We start from the raw sequence: 23169 nt of genomic DNA, 5'->3' as shown, positions 1-23169 counted from the left end.
GGCAAGAAGGGATAAAAACCTCTGATATGATAAGGATTTGTGATGCATTCTCTTCTCAATGATGAAAATACGTTTCTGGTGTAAGAACTGGTTAGTGCGGAGCAAATGAGTTCTTTGGAAAGTCTCTGACAGCTCACATCATTAGAGGAAAAGCAGGTGAACCTAAATGAATTAGTATAATTACTAGGAAACAAGAAAAAACGACAGAAACTTTTCCATCGTTTTTTTGAAATTATAAATGCGTAAGAACTGAGATAGCTATAACGATGTTTAACAATGATAGCTCAAAGAACCAAAAGGCCTTTGCCAAGCCCAATAATCATTCAAGACATAATATATGCTTATAAAATTCTATTCAAAATACAACAAGTCCTTGCTAGTTTCTGTGAAGAGTTCAAAACCATTCTTAGTGACATGGCCGCAGTCTTCGATGCGGACACCGACCTTGCCAGGGATGTAGATACCAGGCTCAACAGAGAAGCACATGCCTTCTTCGATGACCATGTCGTTGCCCTCCATGATAGATGGAAATTCGTGAACATCCATACCAATACCGTGGCCGAGGCGGTGATTGAAATACTCACCATAGCCAGCTTTTTCGATGACTTGCCGAGCGGCACGGTCTACTTCATGAGCTGTGACACCTGGCTTGATAAAGTTAAGAGCAGCTTGCTGGGCTTCCAATGTCAGATGGTAGATATCTTTTTTGAACTGGTCAGGCTGGCCAACAGCAACAGTCCGCGTCATATCGCTGGCGTAGCCATTGACCATACAGCCGAGGTCAAAGAGCAGGAGGGCGTTATTTTCGACTTTATTTGCACCGGGAATGCCGTGCGGATTGGCTGCATTATTTCCCGTCAGCACCATGGTTTCAAAGCTCATCTCATAGCCTTCGCGCTTGATGGCAAAGTCAATCTGAGCGATGATATCTGTTTCAGTATTGTCCAGTGAGATATTGTCAAAACCTATATTGACAGCCTTGTCAGCATATTGCCCAGCTACCAGCATTTTCTGTATTTCATCAGCAGACTTAATCAGGCGCAAGCGGTTGACGTAAGGAGTCAGGTTGGTAAATTCTGCACTATCAAAGACAGTTTTCAATCCATGATATTTGGTCAAAATCAAGTTATCAAACTCAAGAGCGACAGTCTTGAAGGAGTGAGCCGGCAGGGCAGCTTTAATCTTCTGCCAAGGATTTTCAGAGTCCATATAGCCAAGGACTGAAAAGGGAACAGAACCTGAAGCACGCTCAACTTCTAAAGCTGGCACGAAGAGCAGGGGCTCATGGTCAGGATAGACAAACAAAAACATCTGCCGCTCATGCGGGTCGCTGTAGAAACCAGTCAGATAATTGATAGTGACTGGATCAGACAGAACAGCAGCATCTAGCTTCTCATTCTCAAGATAGTGGGTGATTTGTTGAATTTTTGTCATGGTCACAACCTTCTTTCTATGCCTCTATTTTGGCAAAAAATGTCAAAAAAAGCAAGACTTTTCAAAAACTTATCAAAATACTTGAAAGTGTTTACAAGAAGTGATAAAATGGTGAATGTAGGAAAGTGAAAACGATATTTTCAATAGAAGAAAGGAAACTATATGAACACAGACGACACAGTAACTATTTATGATGTCGCCCGTGAAGCGGGAGTTTCGATGGCGACAGTCAGTCGAGTAGTGAATGGAAACAAAAACGTCAAAGAAAACACACGTAAAAAAGTTTTAGAGGTCATTGACCGTCTTGACTATCGTCCAAATGCAGTAGCACGAGGACTAGCCAGCAAGAAGACTACAACTGTCGGCGTTGTCATTCCAAATATTACCAATAGCTATTTCTCAACCTTGGCAAAAGGGATTGATGATATTGCCGAAATGTATAAATACAACATTGTCTTGGCTAACAGTGATGAGGATGATGATAAGGAAGTATCCGTTGTCAATACCCTCTTTTCTAAACAGGTGGATGGCATTATTTTCATGGGCTATCATCTGACGGAGAAAATTCGCTCAGAGTTTTCACGTTCACGTACACCGGTCGTTTTGGCGGGTACTGTCGATGTGGAGCATCAACTTCCTAGCGTCAATATTGACTACAAGCAAGCAACGGTTGATGCTGTAGAATTACTGGCTAAGCGCAATAAGAAAATTGCCTTTGTCAGCGGACCGCTTGTAGATGATATCAACGGGAAAATCCGTCTATCAGGCTATAAAGATGGCTTGAAGAACAAGAAACTTTCTTACAGCGAAGGCTTGGTTTTTGAGTCTAAATATTCTTATGATGATGGCTACCACTTGGCAGAGCGTGTCATTGCTTCCAAAGCAACAGCGGCTTTTGTCACAGGAGATGAACTGGCAGCAGGCCTCTTAAATGGTCTGTCTGATCAAGGCATCAAGGTTCCAGAAGATTTTGAAATCATTACCAGTGATGATTCGCAAGTAGCTCGTTTCACTCGTCCTAACCTTTCCACAATCGGTCAGCCCCTCTATGACATCGGCGCTATCAGTATGCGCATGCTGACTAAGATTATGCATAAGGAAGAATTGGAAGAACGCGAAGTTCTCCTAGCTCACAGCATTAGCGAGCGTAAATCAACTCGGAAATAAGCGGTGTTCTGCAAGTCTGATTAGGAACTTCTCTGAACTTGAAAAGCGAGTGAAGAGACTAAGTCAATGACTGCTTTAATGGAGTTTCATGATTATGAAGCGAGGCTGAGGTATAGTACCTCAGCTTTTTTGTGTTTCCGTTCAGCTAGAGCGTTTTCTATATGCTATCAGGCTTTGGATGGATTTTTTACCCCTTTTGCCCTTGTGGATTTCCTTTTTATTTTATTTTAGGTATAATAGGAAGTATGAAAGTATTACTGTATCTTGAAGGAAAGTCCGTTTTGGAGAAATCAGGAATCGGCCGAGCCCTCCAGCATCAGATGCATGCCTTGGATTTGGCTGGGATTCCTTATACAACGGACGTTTTAGGAGATTATGATGTGGTTCACATCAATACCTATGGTCCCCGTAGTTTGCTTCTTCTGCATGCTGCCAAGAGGGGCAATAAAAAAGTGATTATGCATGGGCATTCAACTAAGGAGGACTTTGAAAATTCCTTTATTGGATCCAATCTCTTTGCTCCGCTCTTTGGTAAATACCTGACTCACATGTATAAAAAGGCGGATTTCATTATCACGCCATCGGAGTATTCCAAGCAGCTGATCCAGTCTTATGGGGTCACTACACCCATGGTGGCTGTGTCAAACGGCATTGACCTGCCTAAGTATAAGAAAGATGCTCGCAAGGAAGAAGTATTTAAAAAGTACTTCAAGATTGAAGAGGGGCAGAAGGTGGTCGTCTGTGCTGGCCTTTATTTCCGCCGCAAGGGGATTGAGGATTTTGTAGAGGTTGCCCGCAGGATGCCAGATGTACGCTTTATCTGGCTGGGCTCTATCAATCTCTGGTTGATTCCGCGTAAGATTCGCCGGCTGGTTCTTTTTGACCACCCTGATAATGTCGAATTCCCTGGTTATTTTAAGGGAGCGGTTTTCCAGGGAGCTATGTCTGGAGCAGATGCTTTCTTTTTCCCATCCTATGAGGAAACTGAAGGAATTGTTGTCCTGGAAGCCTTGGCCAGTGAGCAGAATGTTGTGTTGCGCGATATTCCAGTTTATCATGGCTGGGTGGATGAGCGTTCAGCCGAGCTCTGTCATAACGTAGACGAGTTTGTCCAGTCTCTGAGAAATGTCTTAGATAAAAAGGTGGACAAACGCGAAGCAGGCTATCAGGTGGCTAAAAGCCGGTCTATTGACGATGTTGCAGATCAGTTAGTCAAGGCTTATCAAACAGTTTTGGAGATGTAAGATGCGTATTGGTCTTTTTACAGATACCTATTTTCCTCAGGTCTCTGGGGTTGCTACCAGTATTCGGACTTTGAAGACGGAGCTGGAAAAATTAGGTCACACGGTATTTATTTTTACGACAACGGACAAGGATGTCAATCGTTATGAGGATTGGCAAATTATTCGGATTCCCAGCGTACCTTTCTTTGCCTTTAAGGACCGAAGAGTGGCTTACCGAGGCTTTTCTCATGCCTTAGAAATTGCTCGTCAGTACCAGCTGGATATTATCCATACTCAGACTGAGTTTTCACTAGGGCTGCTGGGGATTTGGATTGCCAAAGAGCTGCGGATTCCGGTAGTACATACCTACCATACCCAGTATGAAGATTATGTGCACTATATTGCCAAGGGGATGGTCATCCGTCCTAGCATGGTCAAATATATCGTCCGTGGTTTTATGAGTGACTTGGATGGGGTTATCTGCCCTAGCGAGATTGTTTATGACCTTTTGGTTGATTATAAAATCGAAGCAGAAAAACGGGTGATTCCGACAGGGATTGAGCTGGCGAAGTTTGAGCGGCCGGAAATTTCGCGTGAGGATATCAAGAAGCTCCGTTTCAAGCTAGGACTGGCTGAAGATGAGATTATGCTGCTCAGTCTGTCCCGTATTTCTTATGAAAAGAATATTCAGGCTATCGTTGAAGCGATGCCTGCCGTCCTTGAAGAAAATGACAAAGTCAAGCTAGTCATTGTCGGTGACGGTCCTTATGCGGAAGACTTGAAAGAACTGGTTGCCAAGCTTCAGATTGAAGAAGCTGTCATCTTTACGGGGATGATTGCTCCCAGTGATACGGCCCTTTACTATAAAGCTGCGGATTTCTTTATCTCTGCCTCAACCAGTGAGACCCAAGGTCTGACCTACTTAGAAAGCTTAGCCAGCGGCACACCGATTATTGCCCATGGCAATCCTTATCTGGATAATGTTATCAGTGACAAGATTTTTGGGACCCTTTATTACCAAGAGCGGGATTTATCAGGTGCTATTTTAGAGGCGATTATTGCGACGCCTGACATGGATGAGCAGAAGTTAGAAGACAAGCTCTACGAGATTTCAGCGGAGAATTTTGGCCGCAGAGTCTATGAGTTTTATCTGGATTTAACCATTTCCAAGGATTTCCATAACGAGCTTAGCCCAGAGGAAAGTGCTGCCAAGCGTCTGGCCAAGACAGTGGCCTATTTGCCTGGCAAGGTCATTTCTCTACCAATCAACGGCTCTGTTCGTATCCTCAAAGCTTCAAGTAAGCAAGTGAAAAAAATCAGGAATATTACTAAATTATTAGAATAGAAACATGCCTTGCATCATTGCGGCAATAGCTATTTATGCAAGGTTTTATTTAGAAATAGAGGAGAAATCTTATGAAAAAATATCTCAAACAGTTGCCGTGGCTGCTTTTGTTCTATGGCATTTTCATTGCTTCAGATTGGATTTGGCAAGAGCTTTGGAGATATCTTATAGACAATACAGAAAGTATGGGAAGCGATTTGAGCTGGCTTTCTAATCTTAATTTATTTTATTATGCTTTGCTGCTTCCTTTGATTGGCGCAGTGATTGTTTATATAAATACTCGGATGCAAGGCTTTTCACTGCCCTTTCTTCTTTTGATTCCGGGGGTTCAGTATTATTACCTATTCAAAAACTTTTTTGACGGACTTTTTTACTCAGGAGACAAGATTTATAATCCAATCACTTCCACGCTTTATAATGCTAGGGATATCCATGTTTTGTTATTCCTTTCTTTGGGAGGAATGCTGTTGGCAGAGCAACATCGTAAAAAACGTCAAGCTGCGACTTTGAGTCAAGAGGCTCTAAATCGTTTTTCTGGTTTTGATGGTCAATAGCTCTTGCAAATTTTTCCAATCGTGCTATAATGTTTTCTAGAGACATATCACCTGCAGGAAATCTTTTAGAGAGCGCGTGGAGCTGGAAATCGCGTAGAGGATGCAGTTGGGACTACTCTGTTAGCTTTTATGCAAACATAAAACGGTGGCTACGTTAGAGCCAATCTGAGGTGTCCCTCTTTTTTGAGGAGCATAAATGAAGGTGGAACCACGTTGCGACGTCCTTTTATGGATGTCGTTTTTTGTTTTCATTTTTCTTTTGTTGCTTTTTGAGTGGCGAGAGATGGCTTTTCCTTTGCTACAATATTATAAAAAATAAAATGAATAAAGGAGATCTGTATGGGATTCAAATTCGAAGAAATTAAGGCTTATTTAATGAAACAGGGCTTAGATTCTAGCATAGCTGAGTCGCTGCATGCAGTCTATGGAACTCAGCGTTTGGGAGGCACTGCAAATGCCTACTTTTTAATTGTTTTTACTGAGACAGGAATCTACATCATTTCTATTACCCCTATGGGGAAATTAGGAGATATTGTAGGAGAATTTTCAGCAGAAGATATCCAAGCATATCAATTTAAGAAGCGCTTGTTCATGGGATATAAACTTAAGTTTTCGATGAATGATAAACAGAGTTTTGAATTTAATGTTAATAAGGTAATGATTGGTGCTGGCTGGCATAAAACTGAGCTACAAGAAATCCTAGAAATAAACTATTACAATAAAAGAATAGATTCTTAAAATATTTGGATGATAGATAAGGAGAAAAACATGATTAAGATTACTTTCCCAGATGGCGCTGTTCGTGAATTCGAATCTGGCGTTACAACTTTTGAAATTGCTCAATCTATCAGCAATTCCCTAGCTAAAAAAGCCTTGGCTGGTAAATTCAACGGCAAATTGATTGATACGACTCGTGCCATCACTGAAGATGGTTCCATTGAAATCGTGACACCCGACCACGAAGATGCTTTAGATATCTTGCGTCACTCTGCAGCCCACTTGTTTGCGCAAGCAGCTCGTCGTCTTTTCCCAGATATTCACTTGGGCGTTGGCCCTGCCATTCAGGATGGTTTCTACTACGATACAGATAATGAAGCTGGGCAAATTTCAAATGAAGATCTGCCTCGTATCGAAGAGGAAATGAAGAAAATCGTCAAAGAAAACTTCCCATCCATCCGTGAGGAAGTGACCAAGGATGAGGCGCGTGAAATTTTCAAAAACGATCCTTACAAGTTGGAATTGATTGAAGAGCATTCAGAAGATGAGGGCGGTTTGACCATCTACCGTCAAGGCGAATATGTGGATCTCTGCCGTGGGCCTCATGTCCCATCAACTGGTCGTATCCAAATCTTCCACCTCTTGAATGTGGCTGGAGCATACTGGCGCGGGAACAGCGACAATGCTATGATGCAGCGGGTCTATGGTACTGCTTGGTTTGACAAGAAAGACCTGAAGAAATATCTGCAAATGCGGGAAGAAGCAAAAGAACGTGACCACCGTAAGTTAGGTAAAGAGCTGGATCTCTTCATGATTTCACAAGAAGTGGGTCAAGGCTTGCCATTCTGGCTGCCAAACGGTGCGACGGTCCGTCGCGAGTTGGAGCGCTACATCGTTGACAAAGAGTTGGCTTCAGGCTACCAACACGTCTACACTCCGCCTTTGGCTTCGGTGGAACTCTATAAGACTTCTGGCCACTGGGAGCACTACCAAGAGGATATGTTCCCGACTATGGATATGGGTGATGGAGAAGAGTTTGTTCTGCGGCCGATGAACTGCCCTCACCACATTCAAGTCTATAAACACCATGTTCACTCTTACCGTGAGCTGCCAATCCGTATTGCTGAGATTGGCATGATGCACCGCTACGAAAAATCTGGTGCCCTGACTGGTCTTCAACGTGTACGTGAAATGTCCTTGAACGATGGCCACTTGTTTGTAACGCCAGAACAGATTCAAGAAGAATTCCAGCGTGCGCTGCAGTTGATTATCGACGTTTACGCTGACTTCAACTTGACAGAATATCGTTTCCGTCTCTCTCTTCGTGACCCTCAAGATACTCACAAGTACTTTGACAACGATGAGATGTGGGAAAATGCCCAAACCATGCTTCGTGCAGCCTTGGACGAAATGGGTGTGGACTATTTTGAAGCAGAAGGAGAGGCAGCCTTCTACGGCCCTAAACTTGATATCCAGGTTAAAACAGCCCTAGGAAATGAAGAAACTCTGTCAACTATCCAGCTGGACTTCCTCTTGCCAGAGCGTTTTGACCTCAAGTATGTTGGAGCTGATGGTGAAGAGCATCGTCCAGTTATGATTCACCGTGGGGTTATCTCAACCATGGAGCGCTTCACAGCCATCTTGATTGAAAATTACAAGGGTGCCTTCCCGACTTGGCTGGCTCCGCATCAAGTGACTTTGATTCCTGTTTCTAACGAAGCCCATATTGACTATGCTTGGCAAGTAGCTAAGAAGCTGCGCGACAAGGGTGTTCGTGCTGATGTGGATGAGCGCAATGAAAAGATGCAGTACAAGATTCGTGCTTCACAAACTAGCAAGATTCCTTATCAGCTCATCGTTGGTGACAAGGAAGTAGAAGACGGTACTGTCAATGTCCGCCGCTACGGTCAAAAAGAAACACATACAATACCAGTAGACGAATTTGTAGAGCAAATCTTAGCAGACATTGCTAGCAAATCCCGCGTTGAAAAGTAGAACTCATTAGATAACAATTAAACCCGAGCAATTAGCTCGGGTTTCGTTTATAGACTATTTAGGAAGATTCCTGATTTCTGCTTGATACCATTCAATTTTATTATCTAATTTTTTTAGTGACGTTTTCCAATTTTTAATTTGTTCTTGAACAAAACTACGATGCTTCTGCAGCATTTCTAAGCGTTCTTTCAGACTGCCATCACCCTGGTAGCGCAAGTCAGCATATCTCTGAATATCTTTCAAATGCATACCCGTATCTTTTAAACGCTGAATAAACTGAACCCAAGCAAGATCGTTCTCATCATAGAAACGCTGACCACTTTGATCTCTATCAACTTTAATCAATCCTCGTTTCTCATAATATCGGAGCGTATGCGTTGATAAATTCACTTTTTGGGCAAATAGACCGATTTTCATAAAAAACCTCCTTTGATTTCTTGACTTAGAGTATGGTCTAAGATTTATAATGACATTGTAATCGTTTAAGGAGGTAAATGCAAATGAAAAACAAACGATTTGAACGTGGATTGGAAAGACTCAATCAGATTGATGGTGAGGGCGGTGAGAAGGTCATTTCCTCTCTGAAAGAAATAGCTCCCGATCTAGGAGACTACATTGTAGAATTTGCTTTTGGCGATATCTACAGTCGGGAGGGACTGAATCTACAGGAGCGAGAAATCGTCACTCTTGCCAGTCTTTTAACACAGGGAGGTTGTGAAGCACAGCTGGAAGTACATATTCAAGCGGCTTTAAATGTTGGCTTAACCCCCGAAAAGATTATAGAATGCTTTTTGCAATGCATCCCTTACGTCGGATTTCCTAGAGTACTAAATGCTGTTTTTCTAGCTGATAAACTATTTAAAAAAGAATAATAAAAAGGCCGCTGACTACATCAGTGGTCTTTCTAGTTTTAATTCAAGTATTTATCCACATAATCATCAAAATCAGGATATTCATTTCGGTTCATGGCATAGAGCATTTCCCCATAGAGAGGGTCACTTGACGGGTCATCAGGTTCTAGAAGAGTAGCTATTTTCATATCATCATCTGGGAAAAGGATGGTGTAGTGATAGGTGTCACTGACAGTGATACTATAATATTTGGTATTATCTTGATAGCCTGACTTATCTATCTTATAGTGAAATTCTTTATCGCCTAGCTTGCCTGTCTTGTCATTGAAGACGATATCAATATCCTCTCCATTTGCTTTCTGAGCCTTCCATTTTCCCTGGAAGCTAGTGTGCTGACCGCAGGCGCTGAGAAAGATTAGTGTTAAGAAAGTGGTGAAAAGCAATGTCAGTTTTTTCATATCGTTCTCCTTGTCTATCCTTTGATATTATTCTACCACAAATGTTAAAAATAAAAAAGCTGAGTTGGTAAACTCAACTTTTGCACAGTAGGTCTGTATCTGAGCTACTTATTCTGCAGCTTGAGCCCAGCGTTGGGATAGCTTGCGCGAGAAGCTGGAAATGGCGAAGTTAATCAGGAAATAGATGGCAGCTACTAGTAGGTAGAGCGCGAAGACCTGTTCAGCTTCAAAATAGCGTCCCATCAGAATTTGAGCAGAACCAAAAAGTTCTTGGAGCGCAATAACAGAATAGAGCAGGCTGGTATCCTTAATCACTGTGACAAACTGAGAAATGATTGCTGGCAGCATTTTCCGAATAGCTTGAGGTAGGATGATAAAACGCAAAATCTGAAACTGAGTAAATCCTTGAGATAAGCCAGCTTCAGTCTGACCTGGGTCAATGGCATTGAGACCGCCCCGGATAATTTCTGCCAAAGCAGCAGAAGTAAAAACAGTGAAGCTGATGATACCGGCTGGCGTTGATTTAATCTGAAAGACTAAAAAGATAGTGAAAATCCAGAGCAGATTGGGTACATTACGGACAAATTCGATATAAATGCTGGCAATCAGCTTGAGCAGTTTATTTTTTCCATTTCGCATGACGGCTAGAATAGTTCCAAAAATCGTGGATAAGACAATGGAAATGAAAGAAATTTGTAGCGTTAGCCAGAGCCCCTTAAGGATAAAGAGGAGGTTGGTTGCGGTTAAGACTTTTAAAATATTTTCCATAGAGACCTCCTTAGATGCTGTAGGCTTGTTTATTGGCTTCCTCTACCTTACGTCCCCAGCTAGCTATTGGGAAGCAAAGGAGGAAGTAGAGCAGAGCTGCTCCGGCAAAGGCTGGGATGTAGTTGGAGTTCAGAGCAGACCAGGACTTGGTCACGAACATCAGATCCATACCAGAGATAATAGCGACGGTAGAAGTATTTTTTATCAGATTGACGACCTGATTGATTAACGGTGGCAGGATAATCCGAAAAGCTTGGGGCAGGATGATGTATCGCATGGTTTCTACATAGGTAAAGCCCTGAGATAGTGCAGCTTCAGTCTGTCCGCGAGGAATGGACTGGATACCTGAGCGGATGACTTCGGCGATGTAAGCACCGTGATACAGTCCTACACAGAGAACCGCAGTCCAATAGATTGAGGGCATGATGGTGTAATTGCTGACTAGCGGAAGACCGTAAAAGACAATTACAAATTGCACTAAGAGAGGTGTATTCTGATAAAACTCAACAAAAACACGAGCTAGACCACGTAGAACTTTATGCTTACCTGTGCTGATAGCTCCAAAGAAAATCCCTAGTAAAAGAGCCAAGGTCAGGGCGCCGATGGAAATAGCTAAGGTAAAGAGGAATCCTTGGAAAAACTTGCCAAAGTCCGCAAAGTAGGCCTGCCAAGAAGAAATACTAAAACTCATGGGGTCTCCTTTCTAATCATCTGTTGAAGCAGATGGTTTTAAATCATATTTGTCATAAATTTTCTGCAGACTGCCGTCTTCCTTCCATTTAGAGATTAGGCCATCTACATAGTCATTCAATTGAGTATTGGATTTTTTTGTTACCACACCATAATCAGCTTTTTTGAAGCTGTAATCCAGAATGTTTGACTTGGAGCTTACATAGCCGGTCAGGATGGACTTGTCAACAGAAATGGCATCAATACGGTGAGCCCGCAAGGAAACAGCAAGTTCAGGATAGGAGCCTAACTCCACATATTTGAAGTTGAGCTTTTTCTCTTGGGCGATTTCTTCCAGCAAGGTTTGAGTAATAGAGCCTTGGACGACGCCAATAGTCTTGTTATTCAAGTCCTTGACGTCAGTAATTTTGCTGGATTTATTAACTAGAAAACCAGAAGCATCTGTGTAGTAAGGGGTTGTAAAATTATAGATTTCCTTACGCTCATCTGTGATGGTAAAGGTCGCAATAACCATGTCAACTTGCCCATTGTCCAGAAGGGGCCCGCGTGTTTGTGCGGTAACTGGGACGTAGTTGATTTTGACGCCTAGTTCCTTGGCAATTTTCTTTGCAATATCGATTTCTAGACCGCTGTAGGAATTACTATCAGGATTGAGGTAACCAAAGTTAGGTACATCCTGCTTAACACCGACATTGAGGACTCCGCGTTTCTGGATAGCCTTGACCTGTTGGCTGGTAGTGGAATCGGCTTGTGCAGGAGCCACATGAATCAAGCCTAGAGTCAGAAGGAGTAAGAGTAGGCTGATGATTATTTTTTTAAGTTTCATAGGTCTTCTCCTTTTTAAGAAAGCACGTTATCACTCTCGTGGTTGATAATTTTACTGAGAAACTGCTTAGCGCGAGGCTCGGTAGGATTGTCAAAGAAAGCATCAACATCAGTAGTATCCACCAGCACTTCACCGTCTGCCATGAAGATAATACGGTCAGCTACCTCACGAGCAAAGCCCATTTCGTGTGTAACCACAATCATGTTCATGCCGTCTTTGGCTAATTTTTGCATAACAGCCAGAACATCCCCGATTGTTTCAGGGTCTAGGGCAGAAGTTGGTTCATCAAAGAGCAGGAGCTCAGGATGCATGGCTAAACCTCGGGCAATGGCAATCCTTTGCTTTTGTCCACCGGACAGCATGCCTGGATAAGAGTCTTTCTTGTCCCACATGTTGACAAATTCTAGATATTTTTGAGCGATTTTTTTAGCTTCTTGTTTATCCATTCCTAGAACTTTAATAGGTGCCAAGGTAACATTTTCTAACACCGTTTTGTGGGGGTAAAGATTAAAATGTTGAAAGACCATTCCGACTTCTTTGCGTAAGTTGACCAAATCTTTGGCAGCAGTGTTCGTGACCTCGTGGCCATTGACGATCAAGCTCCCCTGATCAATGCCTTCTAAAGCGTTGATTGTACGGATAAGAGTAGATTTTCCTGAACCGGATGGACCCAACAGTACAACCACTTGCCCTTTTTCAAAACTGAGATTGATATTGCGCAGAGCATGGTAGTCTCCGTAATACTTTTCGACATTTTTAAATTCAACTAAAGCCATATCTTTCTCCTTTGTGTTAGATAATATGACATAGATTTTACCATAGAATAAATAAACTGTCAAATTGAATAAAAATGACTATTTTTATTCAGGAGAAATTTTTTTGGATGAGAATCGTCCATTTTCTACAAATGTGGAATAAAAATGGCTTGAATTAGTGTTTTTTAAGAAAACTTTGGTATAATATGACTATATAAATAAATAAAATTGGATTGGGAGTCTAGCTAGGCAAACTAGATTGCCTTTTGCACGTTTTGATGCAGGACGACTTAGCTGACTATGTCACAACTTTTTTATCATGGAGTTGATTCAATCCCAATCTTATGTTAAGGTGAACATATGAAGAAAATATTAGTTGTAGATGATGAGAAGCCAATCTCAGATATTATTAAGTTTAATATGGCCAAGGAAGGCTATGAGGTTTTGACTGCTTTTGATGGTAAGGAAGCCTTGGAAATGTTTGAGGCAGAACAGCCAGACATCTTGATTCTGGACTTGATGCTGCCAGAAGTGGACGGACTGGAAGTTGCTAGGACTATTCGCAAGACTAGTAATGTGCCGATTATTGTATTGTCTGCTAAGGACAGTGAGTTTGACAAGGTTATCGGCCTTGAAATCGGTGCAGATGACTATGTGACTAAGCCTTTCTCAAATCGTGAGCTGCAGGCGCGTGTCAAGGCACTTCTTCGTCGGGCAGACCTTGTTGTGGAAAACCAAGTAGAAGAAAGTGGCCCGAACGAGTTGACCATTGGAGAACTGCAGATTTTGCCAGATGCTTTTGTTGCTAAGAAGCATGGCAAGGAGCTGGAGCTGACCCACCGCGAGTTTGAACTTCTTCACCATTTGGCGACACATATTGGCCAAGTGATGACACGTGAGCATTTACTGGAAACGGTATGGGGCTATGACTATTTTGGCGATGTCCGTACAGTAGATGTGACCATTCGCCGCCTGCGTGAAAAGATTGAAGATACGCCAAGCCGACCTGAGTATATCTTGACTCGCCGCGGGGTTGGCTACTATATGAGAAATAATGATTGAAGCAATTAAACAATTTGTGATTTCTGCGGATTTCGTCTTTGCAATCATTATTATTGGTTTCATTGTAGTTGTTGCCTTGCTTTTATTGGAAAATCGCCGTGATAACCAAAAGCTTGTACAGCTTAATCAAAAGGTTAAAGATTTGATTGCAGGGGACTATTCTGAAGTGCTGGACATGCAGGGAAGTCCGGAAATCACAGATATGACCAACAGTATCAATGATCTTTCAGAGGTCATTCGACTGACACATGAAAACCTTGAGCAAGAAACAAAACGCCTTTCCAGTATCCTGTCCTATATGACAGATGGCGTGCTTGCGACCAACCGCCGGGGGCAGATTATCACTATCAACGATATGGCAACCAAGCAGTTGGGAGTTAAGAGAGATGAGGTCCAAAATATGAGTATTTTGGATCTGCTTTCGATTTCAGACGAGTATGATTTGCGCGACTTGATTACCAATGTTCCTGAGCTGACGATTGATTCTCAGGATGAAAATGGTGAGTACTTGAGCTTGCGGGTTCGCTTTGCCTTGGTAAGGCGGGAGTCGGGCTTTATTTCTGGTTTGGTAGCTGTCTTGCATGATACGACAGAGCAGGACAAGGAAGAGCGGGAGCGTCGCCTCTTTGTCTCTAACGTTAGCCATGAATTGCGGACTCCGCTGACCAGTGTCAAGTCCTATCTGGAAGCATTGGATGAGGGAGCCTTGTCTGAGCCAGTAGCACCGGACTTTGTCAAGGTATCGCTCAATGAAACCAACCGCATGATGCGGATGGTGACGGACTTGCTTAGCTTGTCCCGCATTGACAATGAGACCAGTCATCTGGAAGTGGAGCTGACAAATTTCACAGCCTTTATCACCTTTATCCTCAATCGCTTTGATAAGATAAAAAATCAAGACGAAACTAAGAAATATGAGATTATCCGTGATTATCCGATAACACCGATTTGGGTAGAGATTGATACAGATAAGCTGACCCAGGTGATTGATAATATCATGAACAATGCTATCAAGTATTCGCCGGATGGTGGAACCATTACTGTTTCCATCAAGACAACTGATGAGCAGTTGATTCTCTCTATTGCAGACGAAGGACTAGGAATTCCCAAGCAGGACTTGCCTAAGATTTTTGATCGCTTTTATCGAGTGGACAAGGCACGCAGCCGCGCACAGGGCGGAACGGGTCTGGGGTTGGCCATTGCTAAGGAAATTATCAAGCAGCATCAGGGCTTTATCTGGGCTAAGAGTGAGTATGGTGTGGGCTCGACCTTTACCATTGTCTTGCCTTATGAGAATGATGGCGTCCGGGATGACGACTGGGATAATGAAGATGATATATAGAAAGTAAACATGACTAAAGGATTTCAATACAGTATTCTGGCGTCAGGATCAAGCGGTAATTGTTTCTATCTGGAAACAGACCAAAAGCGGATTTTGGTTGACGCTGGCTTATCAGGCAAGAAAATTACGAGCTTGCTGGGCGAAATTGGCCGCAAGCCTGAGAATTTGGATGCCATTTTAGTGACTCATGAGCACAAGGACCACATTCATGGCGTTGGAGTGTTGGCCCGCAAGTATCATCTGGATATTTATGCTAATGAGGCCACTTGGAAGGCTATGGAAAAGGACTTGGGCAAGCTGGATGCTAGTCAAAAGCATATCTTTGAATTGGGCAAGACCAAGACCTTTGGAGACTTGGATGTGGAGAGCTTTGGTGTTAGTCATGATGCAGCCTGTCCACAATTTTACCGCTTTATGAAGGATGACAAAAGCTTTGTCATGCTGACGGATACGGGCTATGTCAGTGACCGGATGGCTGGAATTATCGAAAATGCCGATGCTTACCTGATTGAGAGCAACCATGATATTGAAATTCTCCGCAGCGGTGCCTACCCATGGAGTCTCAAGCAACGGATTCTGTCGGATATGGGTCACCTGTCCAATGAAGACGGAGCGGAGACCATGATTCGGACTCTGGGCAATCGCACCAAACGAATCTATCTGGGACATCTCAGTAAGGAAAATAATATCAAGGAATTGGCTCACATGACCATGGTCAATCAACTGGCTCAAGCCGATATGGCAGTCGGTCACGATTTTCAGGTCTATGATACCTCACCTGATACCGCAACGCCTTTGACGAGTATTTAAAAACTTTCATCAAAGGAACTTTTGAAGTGAAAAGATGGACAAAATCGAAAGTAAGTTATTTCGCAATTAGGGTTTGCAACCTCAACAGCCACTTGATGTTGAGTAATCAGATAGCGAATCAAGACCTTTTGAACATAGTAAAGCTAGACTGAGACACTTTTGTCCCAGTCTCTTTTTCTCTACTTTAAAGGACTGTGTGATATAATAAGTTAATACAAAAATAGTTGTAGTGAGTTTTTATGCGAGAAGCTGATTTTAATCGCATTGCCCAAGGGAGGTTCTGAGAATGTTTCGAAAAAAATATATCTTAATTACCATAATGACTTTAGGATTTGTATTGATAGGTGTTTTTATCTTTTGTTTCACAGTTTTCAATAAGCGTACACCTGAGATTGAGTATGAAGTCTTTAAGAGGCCAGAAATTGATTATATAGAGACCTTCGGTGAGGAAGATAAGTTTGTTTTGATTCAGTCATCAGATGGGGATATATTTCCGAATGGAGGCCTCGGACAGCGCTACTTCGTGACAGATGCGCGGAGATTTGATAGAGCCAGTTCTTCGGAGAGACCATCAGAAGGTTGGTATTGGAATGTATATATCTATGATGTTGAGCAGAAGAAACCAAACGCTCAGAAGGTCGATTTGTATGCTTTGGTAAAAAAATATGATTCCTCATACTATTTAGGAGCTTTAGGAAGCGTTATTTACCAAAATGGTCAAGATTATCAAATTTTGGAGCTCCGTAAGTGGAAAGGAGATAGTCCCACATTTGTCTTATTGAATTTAGAAACACATAAGATAGAAGATGAGAATCCTATCTTGCAAAATTTAAAATCACGCTATCAATATAGATTGGGAGATTTAGTTGCGGGAACAAATTTCTATAATCTTCTAATAGATAAAGGAGCATTACTGGATAGGGATTTTTTAGCTTCAATCTCCGATAACACATTATCAGAGGATATCAATTTAAGCCAAGAATATTCGAAGATTGTAAGAAAAATACGGGATACATCAATAGATAGCTACATTGGTTTCCGTCAAGGATTGGTTAGTGCCGAAGATGAATATCAGACTTTGCGACACTGGTTTGCGCCAGTTGGGCAGGACAAACTGGAAGTAATAGGTACCAATAGTTATACGGGCGAAACAAAGGTGTTAAATACCTATGATGAATTTCAAGAATGGGGAGCATGGAATAAAAATGAGCAGAAGAACAATTAAAATGGATCAGATTCGGTCAGTAGAGGCAACTTTGCATGATTATATTTCATCAGGATTTGGCCAAGCTCAAGTGGGTGCGATTGTGCAAGACGAGTCAGCAGAAACTCTTAGGAAAGATATGCAGGATGATTTCAATCGTATCGTCCGAGGGAGGTTCTGAGAATGTTTCGAAATAAATATATCTTAATTACAATTATAGCTTTAGGGCTTGCATTGATAGGTGTTTTTATCTATTGTTACATAGCGTTCAATAGGAAAGTACCAAAAGTTGAATATGGAGAAATTAAGAAGCCAAAAATAGAAAATATTGAAACTTTCGGTGATAAAAATCAGTTTGTTTTGATTCAATCATCAGATGGGGATATATTTCCAAATGGAAGCCTTGGGCAGCGCTACTTAGTGACAGATGCGCGGAGATTTGATAGAGCCAGTTCTTCGGAGAGACCATCAGAAGGTTGGTATTGGAATATATACATCTATGATATTGAGCAGAAGAAACCAAGCGCTCATAAGGTGGATTTGTATGCTTTGGTAAAAAAATATGATTCCTCTTACTATTTAGGGGCCTTAGGAAGCGTTATTTACCAAGATGGTCAAGATTATCAAATTTTGGAGCTCCGTAAGTGGAAGGGAGATAGTCCCACATTTGTCTTATTAAATTTAGAAACATATAAGATAGAAGATGAGAATCCCATCTTGCACCATTTAGAATCACGCTATCAATATAGATTGGGAGATTTGATTGATGGGACAAATTTTTATGATATTCTCAAAGAAAGAGGCGCTTCGCTGGATAGAGATCGACTGACTTTGAATTCTGGTAGTAAGTTGTCGGAGGAGATTAATTTAAGTCGAGAGTATCCAGAAATTATACAGCATATGGAAGATGATTCACAAATAAGTTCTATTGGATTTCGTCAAGGATTGGTTACTGCAGAAGAAGAATACCAAATCCTACGCCATTGGTTTACTCCAGTAGGTGAAAAAACAGTTGATATTGTTACGAGTGAAGATTATAACGAGAATAAGATATTAGATACCTACAAAGACTACATGGAGTGGCAAAAAGAAGTATCTAAAATTCAAGAGCAGCGAAAAAAAGACATGGAGAATGAAAATGAGCAGAAGAACAATTAAAAATTCATCTATACCCGTTTTAAATATTAAAAATCATTAGTTTGAGCTTTTCTTAGTTAGAGAATGAATTTAAGTGATTCTTAAATATCAGAAAGGAGCTTGTATGCGACCAATTTACTTTGTGGTAGGTCTCTTATCTTTAGGGTTAGGAGTTTTGGGGATTTTTCTGCCTCTCCTGCCGACGACACCATTTCTTCTCTTGTCCATTGCCTGCTTTTCACGCAGTTCCAAGCGCTTTGAGAATTGGCTCTATCATACAAAGATGTACCAGATCTATGTGGCAGATTTTCGAGAGACGGGAACGATTGCCAAGGAGCGTAAAAAAAAGATCATCGTTTCCATCTATATCTTGATGGGGATTTCCATTTTTCTAGCGCCTATTATTTGGGTTAAGATTGGACTGTTGGGTCTGACCGTTTTTATCACCTATTATTTGTTTAAAGTAATTCCAGATAAGGAATAGAAATCACTGTCAGCAGGTGCGTTTGCGCCTGTTTTTTGTTATAATAGAGACTGTATATCTTTGGAAAGGAAAAGGTATCATGCTGCTTATCTGACTGAAGTCAGCATGATGTAAAATAGTAATGGAAAATTTGAAAAAAGCATTGCTGGAGCAGTTTGACTTGGTTTTCTCTGATGAGACCTTGTTGGAAACAGCTTTTACCCATACGAGCTATGCCAATGAGCACCGCCTCTTAAAAATTTCACACAATGAACGCTTGGAATTTTTAGGAGACGCTGTTCTGCAACTGATTATTTCGGAGTATCTTTATACCAAGTACCCTAAGAGACCAGAGGGCGACTTGTCCAAGCTGCGTTCCATGATTGTTCGGGAGGAGAGCCTGGCAGGCTTTGCCCGTGATTGTCAGTTTGATCATTTTATCAAGCTGGGACGCGGAGAGGAGAAGTCTGGCGGCCGTAATCGTGATACGATTTTAGGTGATTTATTCGAAGCCTTTTTAGGCGCCTTGCTCTTAGATAAGGGTGTGGAAGCAGTCAAAAGCTTTCTCTATCAAGTCATGATTCCCAAGGTGGAAGCGGGAGATTTTGAGCGAGTGACGGACTATAAGACCAAGCTGCAAGAGTTGCTGCAGATTAATGGTGATGTGGAAATTGCCTATCAGGTTGTCTCCGAGACAGGACCGGCTCATGCCAAAAATTTCGAGGTGGCCGTTCTCATCAATGGCCGCAAGTCCGGTCAAGGCCAGGGGCGTTCTAAAAAGCTGGCCGAGCAGGAAGCTGCTAAAAACGCATTTGAAAAGGAAAGTTCTTCATGTTTTTAAAGGAAATTGAAATTCAGGGCTTCAAGTCATTTGCTGATAAGACTAAAGTTGTCTTTGATCAGGGAGTGACTGCGGTTGTTGGGCCAAACGGTTCCGGCAAGTCCAATATTACAGAGAGCCTGCGCTGGGCCTTGGGAGAGTCCAGTGTGAAAAGTCTGCGGGGCGGCAAGATGCCCGATGTGATTTTTGCGGGAACAGAAACCCGCAAGCCACTTAATTACGCATCCGTGGTAGTGGTTCTGGACAACAGTGACCAATTTATCAAGGATGCTGCCAATGAGATTCGAGTGGAGCGTCACATTTACCGCAGCGGTGACAGTGAGTATAAGATTGACGGCAAAAAAGTCCGTCTGCGCGATGTCCACGATCTCTTCATGGATACTGGGCTGGGACGAGATTCCTTCTCCATCATTTCCCAGGGGAAGGTCGAGGAAATCTTCAACAGCAAGCCAGAGGAACGTCGGGCAATCTTTGAAGAAGCTGCTGGAGTGCTTAAGTATAAGACACGTCGTAAAGAAACGGAAAACAAGCTTAGTCAAACTCAGGATAATCTGGATCGACTGGAAGACATTATCTACGAGCTGGAGAGCCAGGTCAAGCCCTTGGAGAAGCAGGCTGAAACTGCTAAGCGCTTCTTGAGTCTGGATGGCCAGCGCCGAGAGCTTTACTTGGATGTTTTGGTCGCTCAGCTGACAGCTAACAAGGAAAGACTGACTCAGGCTGAAGAAGATTTAAGGAATATCCAGCAGGAGCTGGCAGCCTACTATAGCAAGCGCGATGAACTGGAAGTTGAAAACCAAACCTTGAAGGCCAAGCGCCATGAGCTCAATCAAACTTTGTCTGATGATCAAGCTAGTTTGCTGGAATTGACCCGCTTAATCAGTGATTTGGAGCGTCAGATTGATCTTTCTAAGTTGGAGTCCAGCCAGGCAGCGACGAGCCGTCGGGAAAATGAAGAGCGTTTGGCTGCTTTGTCAGAAAAACTGGCTCAGATAGAAAGCAACATAGAAGACAAGCAGGCTGAATTGAGTAAAATAGCTGCCAAACTGGCTGACAATGAGGAGTCTATCGCTGCTTTGGAAGCAGAATTAGAAGACTTTTCAGATGATCCAGACCAGCTGATTGAACATCTGCGTGAGCAGTATGTCAAGCTCATGCAGGAAGAGGCAAATCTTTCTAATGACTTGACTTCTCTGGAGAGCCAGCTGGCTAGCGAGCTTAAATTGGCTGAGAGCAAGAAGGCAGACTATGCTAAATTGCAAGGAGATTTGGAAGCTAGTCAGACTCAGGAGCAGGCTGGTTTGGAGGAGTTGGAAATTGCTCGCCAAGCCCTCAAGGGCCTACTGGCTGACTACCAGAGTCAGATCCAGTTGGTAGAGAAGCTAGAGGCTGACTATAAGCATCAGCAGACTAAGATGTTTGAGCTTTTGGATGACCTCAAAAACAAGCAGGCACGTTCTAATAGTTTAGAAGCCATTCTCAAAAATCACAGTAACTTCTATGCTGGGGTTAAGAGTGTGCTACAGGAAGCGGGTCGACTGGGTGGCATTGTTGGAGCAGTTAGCGAAAAGCTCGGCTTCGATCCCCACTATCAGACAGCGCTGGAAATTGCGTTGGGAGCCAGCAGTCAGAATATAATCGTGGAAGATGAGGCGGCAGCGACTCGGGCTATCGAATTTCTGAAGAAAAATCGGGCTGGCCGGGCAACCTTCCTGCCTTTAACAACCATCAAGCCGCGTCAGCTGCCTGACCATAACCGTGCTACGATTGAAAAAAGTGCTGGTTTTCTGGGACTGGCTTCTTCCTTGGTCAGCTATGAATCTTCATTAGACAGCATTTTTCAAAATCTGCTGGGAACGACCGCTATTTTTGATACAGTGGAGCATGCCCGAGCAGCAGCTCGCCAAGTGCGCTATCAGGTTCGCATGGTGACTCTGGATGGAACAGAGCTTAGGACTGGCGGTTCTTATGCTGGTGGTGCCAACCGCAATAACAATACCATCTTTATCAAGCCGGAGCTAGATGCTTTGCTTGAGGAGATTAAGCAGAAAAATATCAGCTTGAAAGAGCAGGAAGAAGCAGTGCAAATTCTGCAAAACCAGCTAAGTCAGGCTAAGCAGGTATTGGAACAAATCAAGACAGACGGTGAGCAGGCTCGCTTGGCTGAGCAAAAGGCTAATCTAGCCTATGAACAGTTGGCTAAGCGTGTAGAAGAGCTCACAAGTCTGAAAAATCTACAGGAGCAGGAGTTGGCTGGTCAATCTGCTTTGGATATTTCAGAAGAGAAAGACCGACTGCAGACCCGCTTGACTGAGATTGAGCAAGAAAAAGCAGACATCACTGCAGAAATAGAGCAGGTTAAGTCAAACAAAGATGCAGTTCAGGCTCGTTTCGACAAGCTTTCCTCTCGCCTTGCTGAACTCAAACTTCAGCGAACAGAGCTGACCTCCAACCAACGCTTTGAAAAGAATGATTTGGAACGTCTGTCCGAGGAAAAAGCCAGCCTTGAAAAAGAGCAGGCGACCTTGGAACTCTTGATGGAGCAAAAGGAACAGTCCAGCCTGCAGAAGGTGGATATTACGATTCTGGAAGAGCAATTGGAGACCGCCAAGCAAGAAAAGATTGAGCTGGATCAAAGACTGATTCGCCTGAAATTTGAGCTTGAAGATCTGGAAGGTCAGTCTGACGATATTGCCAGTCGTTTGGAGCAAGCCCGCCATCAAAATGAAGAATTGATTCGTCGGCAGGCCAAGGCAGAGGCAGAAAAGGATAAGCTCATGGATGTCATGCGCCGTCTGGCAAGCAATCTGACAGATGACTATCAGATAAGTTTCGAAGAAGCAAGCAGCCAGGCTCGTCCGTTAGAAAGTTTGCCAGCTGCTGAAAGCCAGGTGAAGGATTTGGAAAAAGCCATTCGAGCTTTAGGTCCGGTCAATCTGGAAGCAGTTGAGCAGTTTGAAGAAGTCAGCAACCGTTTGAGCTTCCTCAACGAGCAACGAGACGATGTTCTATCAGCCAAAAATCTGCTCTTAGAAACGATTGAAGAGATGAATGACGAAGTCAAGGAACGCTTTAAATCAACCTTTGAAGCCATTCGTGAAAGCTTCAAGGTGACTTTCCGTCAGATGTTTGGCGGTGGTTCGGCAGACCTGATATTGACGGAGGGAGACTTGCTGACGGCAGGTGTAGAAATCTCCGTACAGCCACCGGGCAAGAAGATCCAGTCGCTCAATCTGATGAGCGGTGGCGAGAAGGCCTTGTCAGCTTTGGCTCTGCTCTTCTCTATCATCCGCGTTAAGACCATTCCTTTTGTTATCTTGGACGAGGTCGAAGCAGCACTGGACGAGGCTAATGTTAAACGCTTTGGGGATTATCTCAATCGCTTTGACAAGGACAGCCAGTTCATCGTGGTCACTCACCGTAAGGGAACCATGTCAGCTGCAGACTCTATTTACGGAGTTACCATGCAGGAATCTGGCGTTTCTAAGATTGTCTCGGTCAAGTTAAAAGATTTAGAAAGTATGTAA

The 23169-nt window shown here is 42.9% G+C and carries 23 protein-coding genes; 16 read left to right on the top strand and 7 right to left on the bottom strand.

Annotated elements, in window-relative coordinates:
* Positions 1 to 351: 351 nt before the first annotated feature.
* Positions 352 to 1434, bottom strand: a complete 1083-nt coding sequence (locus J1C77_RS08065; RefSeq protein WP_002904962.1) for a M24 family metallopeptidase — start codon at positions 1432 to 1434, stop codon at positions 352 to 354.
* 162 nt (positions 1435 to 1596) lie between these two features.
* On the opposite strand from J1C77_RS08065, the gene ccpA reads away from it, so the two are divergent.
* From ccpA to thrS, 6 genes are all read left to right on the top strand, one after another.
* Positions 1597 to 2601: a catabolite control protein A gene (gene ccpA / locus J1C77_RS08060; RefSeq protein WP_002894913.1), complete on the top strand. Its 1005-nt coding sequence runs from the start codon at positions 1597 to 1599 to the stop codon at positions 2599 to 2601.
* Between the two features lie 245 nt (positions 2602 to 2846).
* On the top strand, positions 2847 to 3845 hold the full coding sequence (locus J1C77_RS08055) for a glycosyltransferase family 4 protein (protein WP_002920724.1): 999 nt from the start codon (positions 2847 to 2849) through the stop codon (positions 3843 to 3845).
* A 1-nt stretch (position 3846) separates the two neighbouring features.
* Positions 3847 to 5169 (top strand): glycosyltransferase family 4 protein, encoded by a 1323-nt coding sequence (locus J1C77_RS08050; protein WP_002913364.1) that lies wholly within the window; start codon positions 3847 to 3849, stop codon positions 5167 to 5169.
* 71 nt (positions 5170 to 5240) lie between these two features.
* On the top strand, positions 5241 to 5723 hold the full coding sequence (locus tag J1C77_RS08045; protein WP_002920725.1) for a hypothetical protein: 483 nt from the start codon (positions 5241 to 5243) through the stop codon (positions 5721 to 5723).
* Positions 5724 to 6062: 339 nt separating this feature from the next.
* Complete coding sequence (locus J1C77_RS08040; protein WP_002920726.1) at positions 6063 to 6461, top strand: hypothetical protein; 399 nt, start codon at positions 6063 to 6065, stop codon at positions 6459 to 6461.
* Between the two features lie 30 nt (positions 6462 to 6491).
* A complete protein-coding gene (gene thrS / locus J1C77_RS08035) occupies positions 6492 to 8435 on the top strand; it encodes a threonine--tRNA ligase (protein WP_042762782.1) in 1944 nt (647 codons plus the stop codon).
* 54 nt (positions 8436 to 8489) lie between these two features.
* On the opposite strand, the gene J1C77_RS08030 is transcribed toward thrS, so the two are convergent.
* Complete coding sequence (locus J1C77_RS08030; protein ID WP_002918683.1) at positions 8490 to 8852, bottom strand: MerR family transcriptional regulator; 363 nt, start codon at positions 8850 to 8852, stop codon at positions 8490 to 8492.
* Between the two features lie 77 nt (positions 8853 to 8929).
* On the opposite strand from J1C77_RS08030, the gene J1C77_RS08025 reads away from it, so the two are divergent.
* Positions 8930 to 9307: a carboxymuconolactone decarboxylase family protein gene (locus J1C77_RS08025; protein WP_002899930.1), complete on the top strand. Its 378-nt coding sequence runs from the start codon at positions 8930 to 8932 to the stop codon at positions 9305 to 9307.
* A 38-nt stretch (positions 9308 to 9345) separates the two neighbouring features.
* Here the strand turns inward: J1C77_RS08025 and J1C77_RS08020 are convergent, their stop codons facing one another.
* The 5 genes from J1C77_RS08020 to J1C77_RS08000 all read right to left on the bottom strand — a co-directional run bounded on the left by J1C77_RS08020 (position 9346) and on the right by J1C77_RS08000 (position 12804).
* On the bottom strand, positions 9346 to 9744 hold the full coding sequence (locus J1C77_RS08020) for a hypothetical protein (protein ID WP_002918684.1): 399 nt from the start codon (positions 9742 to 9744) through the stop codon (positions 9346 to 9348).
* Positions 9745 to 9852: 108 nt separating this feature from the next.
* On the bottom strand, positions 9853 to 10512 hold the full coding sequence (locus J1C77_RS08015) for an amino acid ABC transporter permease (RefSeq protein WP_002909293.1): 660 nt from the start codon (positions 10510 to 10512) through the stop codon (positions 9853 to 9855).
* 10 nt (positions 10513 to 10522) lie between these two features.
* Entirely contained in the window at positions 10523 to 11203 is a 681-nt protein-coding gene (locus J1C77_RS08010) for an amino acid ABC transporter permease (RefSeq protein ID WP_002906090.1), read from the bottom strand.
* 12 nt (positions 11204 to 11215) lie between these two features.
* Positions 11216 to 12028 (bottom strand): transporter substrate-binding domain-containing protein, encoded by an 813-nt coding sequence (locus J1C77_RS08005; RefSeq protein ID WP_002920728.1) that lies wholly within the window; start codon positions 12026 to 12028, stop codon positions 11216 to 11218.
* 14 nt (positions 12029 to 12042) lie between these two features.
* On the bottom strand, positions 12043 to 12804 hold the full coding sequence (locus J1C77_RS08000) for an amino acid ABC transporter ATP-binding protein (RefSeq protein WP_002920730.1): 762 nt from the start codon (positions 12802 to 12804) through the stop codon (positions 12043 to 12045).
* A gap of 339 nt (positions 12805 to 13143) precedes the next feature.
* On the opposite strand from J1C77_RS08000, the gene yycF reads away from it, so the two are divergent.
* The 9 genes from yycF to smc all read left to right on the top strand — a co-directional run bounded on the left by yycF (position 13144) and on the right by smc (position 23169).
* A complete protein-coding gene (yycF, locus tag J1C77_RS07995) occupies positions 13144 to 13845 on the top strand; it encodes a response regulator YycF (protein ID WP_002894937.1) in 702 nt (233 codons plus the stop codon).
* A complete protein-coding gene (gene vicK / locus J1C77_RS07990; protein WP_002899938.1) occupies positions 13838 to 15187 on the top strand; it encodes a cell wall metabolism sensor histidine kinase VicK in 1350 nt (449 codons plus the stop codon). The genes yycF and vicK overlap by 8 nt, the downstream gene beginning before the upstream one ends.
* 9 nt (positions 15188 to 15196) lie before the next feature.
* Positions 15197 to 15997 carry an MBL fold metallo-hydrolase gene (locus tag J1C77_RS07985; RefSeq protein WP_002920731.1) on the top strand — a complete coding sequence of 267 codons (801 nt, stop codon included), beginning with the start codon at positions 15197 to 15199 and terminating at the stop codon, positions 15995 to 15997.
* 286 nt (positions 15998 to 16283) lie between these two features.
* Positions 16284 to 17222, top strand: a complete 939-nt coding sequence (locus J1C77_RS07980) for a hypothetical protein (RefSeq protein ID WP_002920732.1) — start codon at positions 16284 to 16286, stop codon at positions 17220 to 17222.
* Positions 17203 to 17382, top strand: coding sequence for a hypothetical protein (locus J1C77_RS07975; RefSeq protein ID WP_002920733.1), 180 nt, complete (start codon positions 17203 to 17205; stop codon positions 17380 to 17382). The genes J1C77_RS07980 and J1C77_RS07975 overlap by 20 nt, the downstream gene beginning before the upstream one ends.
* Before the next feature lie 2 nt (positions 17383 to 17384).
* The gene (locus tag J1C77_RS07970; protein ID WP_002920734.1) at positions 17385 to 18359 is read left to right on the top strand and encodes a hypothetical protein; all 975 of its coding nucleotides are present in this window, start codon (positions 17385 to 17387) and stop codon (positions 18357 to 18359) included.
* 103 nt (positions 18360 to 18462) lie between these two features.
* Positions 18463 to 18822, top strand: a complete 360-nt coding sequence (locus tag J1C77_RS07965) for a DUF454 family protein (RefSeq protein WP_049547911.1) — start codon at positions 18463 to 18465, stop codon at positions 18820 to 18822.
* Between the two features lie 121 nt (positions 18823 to 18943).
* Positions 18944 to 19642: a ribonuclease III gene (gene rnc, locus J1C77_RS07960; RefSeq protein ID WP_002913383.1), complete on the top strand. Its 699-nt coding sequence runs from the start codon at positions 18944 to 18946 to the stop codon at positions 19640 to 19642.
* Complete coding sequence (smc, locus tag J1C77_RS07955) at positions 19633 to 23169, top strand: chromosome segregation protein SMC (protein WP_002920736.1); 3537 nt, start codon at positions 19633 to 19635, stop codon at positions 23167 to 23169. Before rnc ends, smc begins: the two co-directional genes overlap by 10 nt.

The organism is Streptococcus sanguinis, from assembly GCF_050223295.1.
GTDB classification, from domain to species: domain Bacteria; phylum Bacillota; class Bacilli; order Lactobacillales; family Streptococcaceae; genus Streptococcus; species Streptococcus sanguinis_X.
This window is presented reverse-complemented; position numbering and strand designations above follow the sequence as displayed.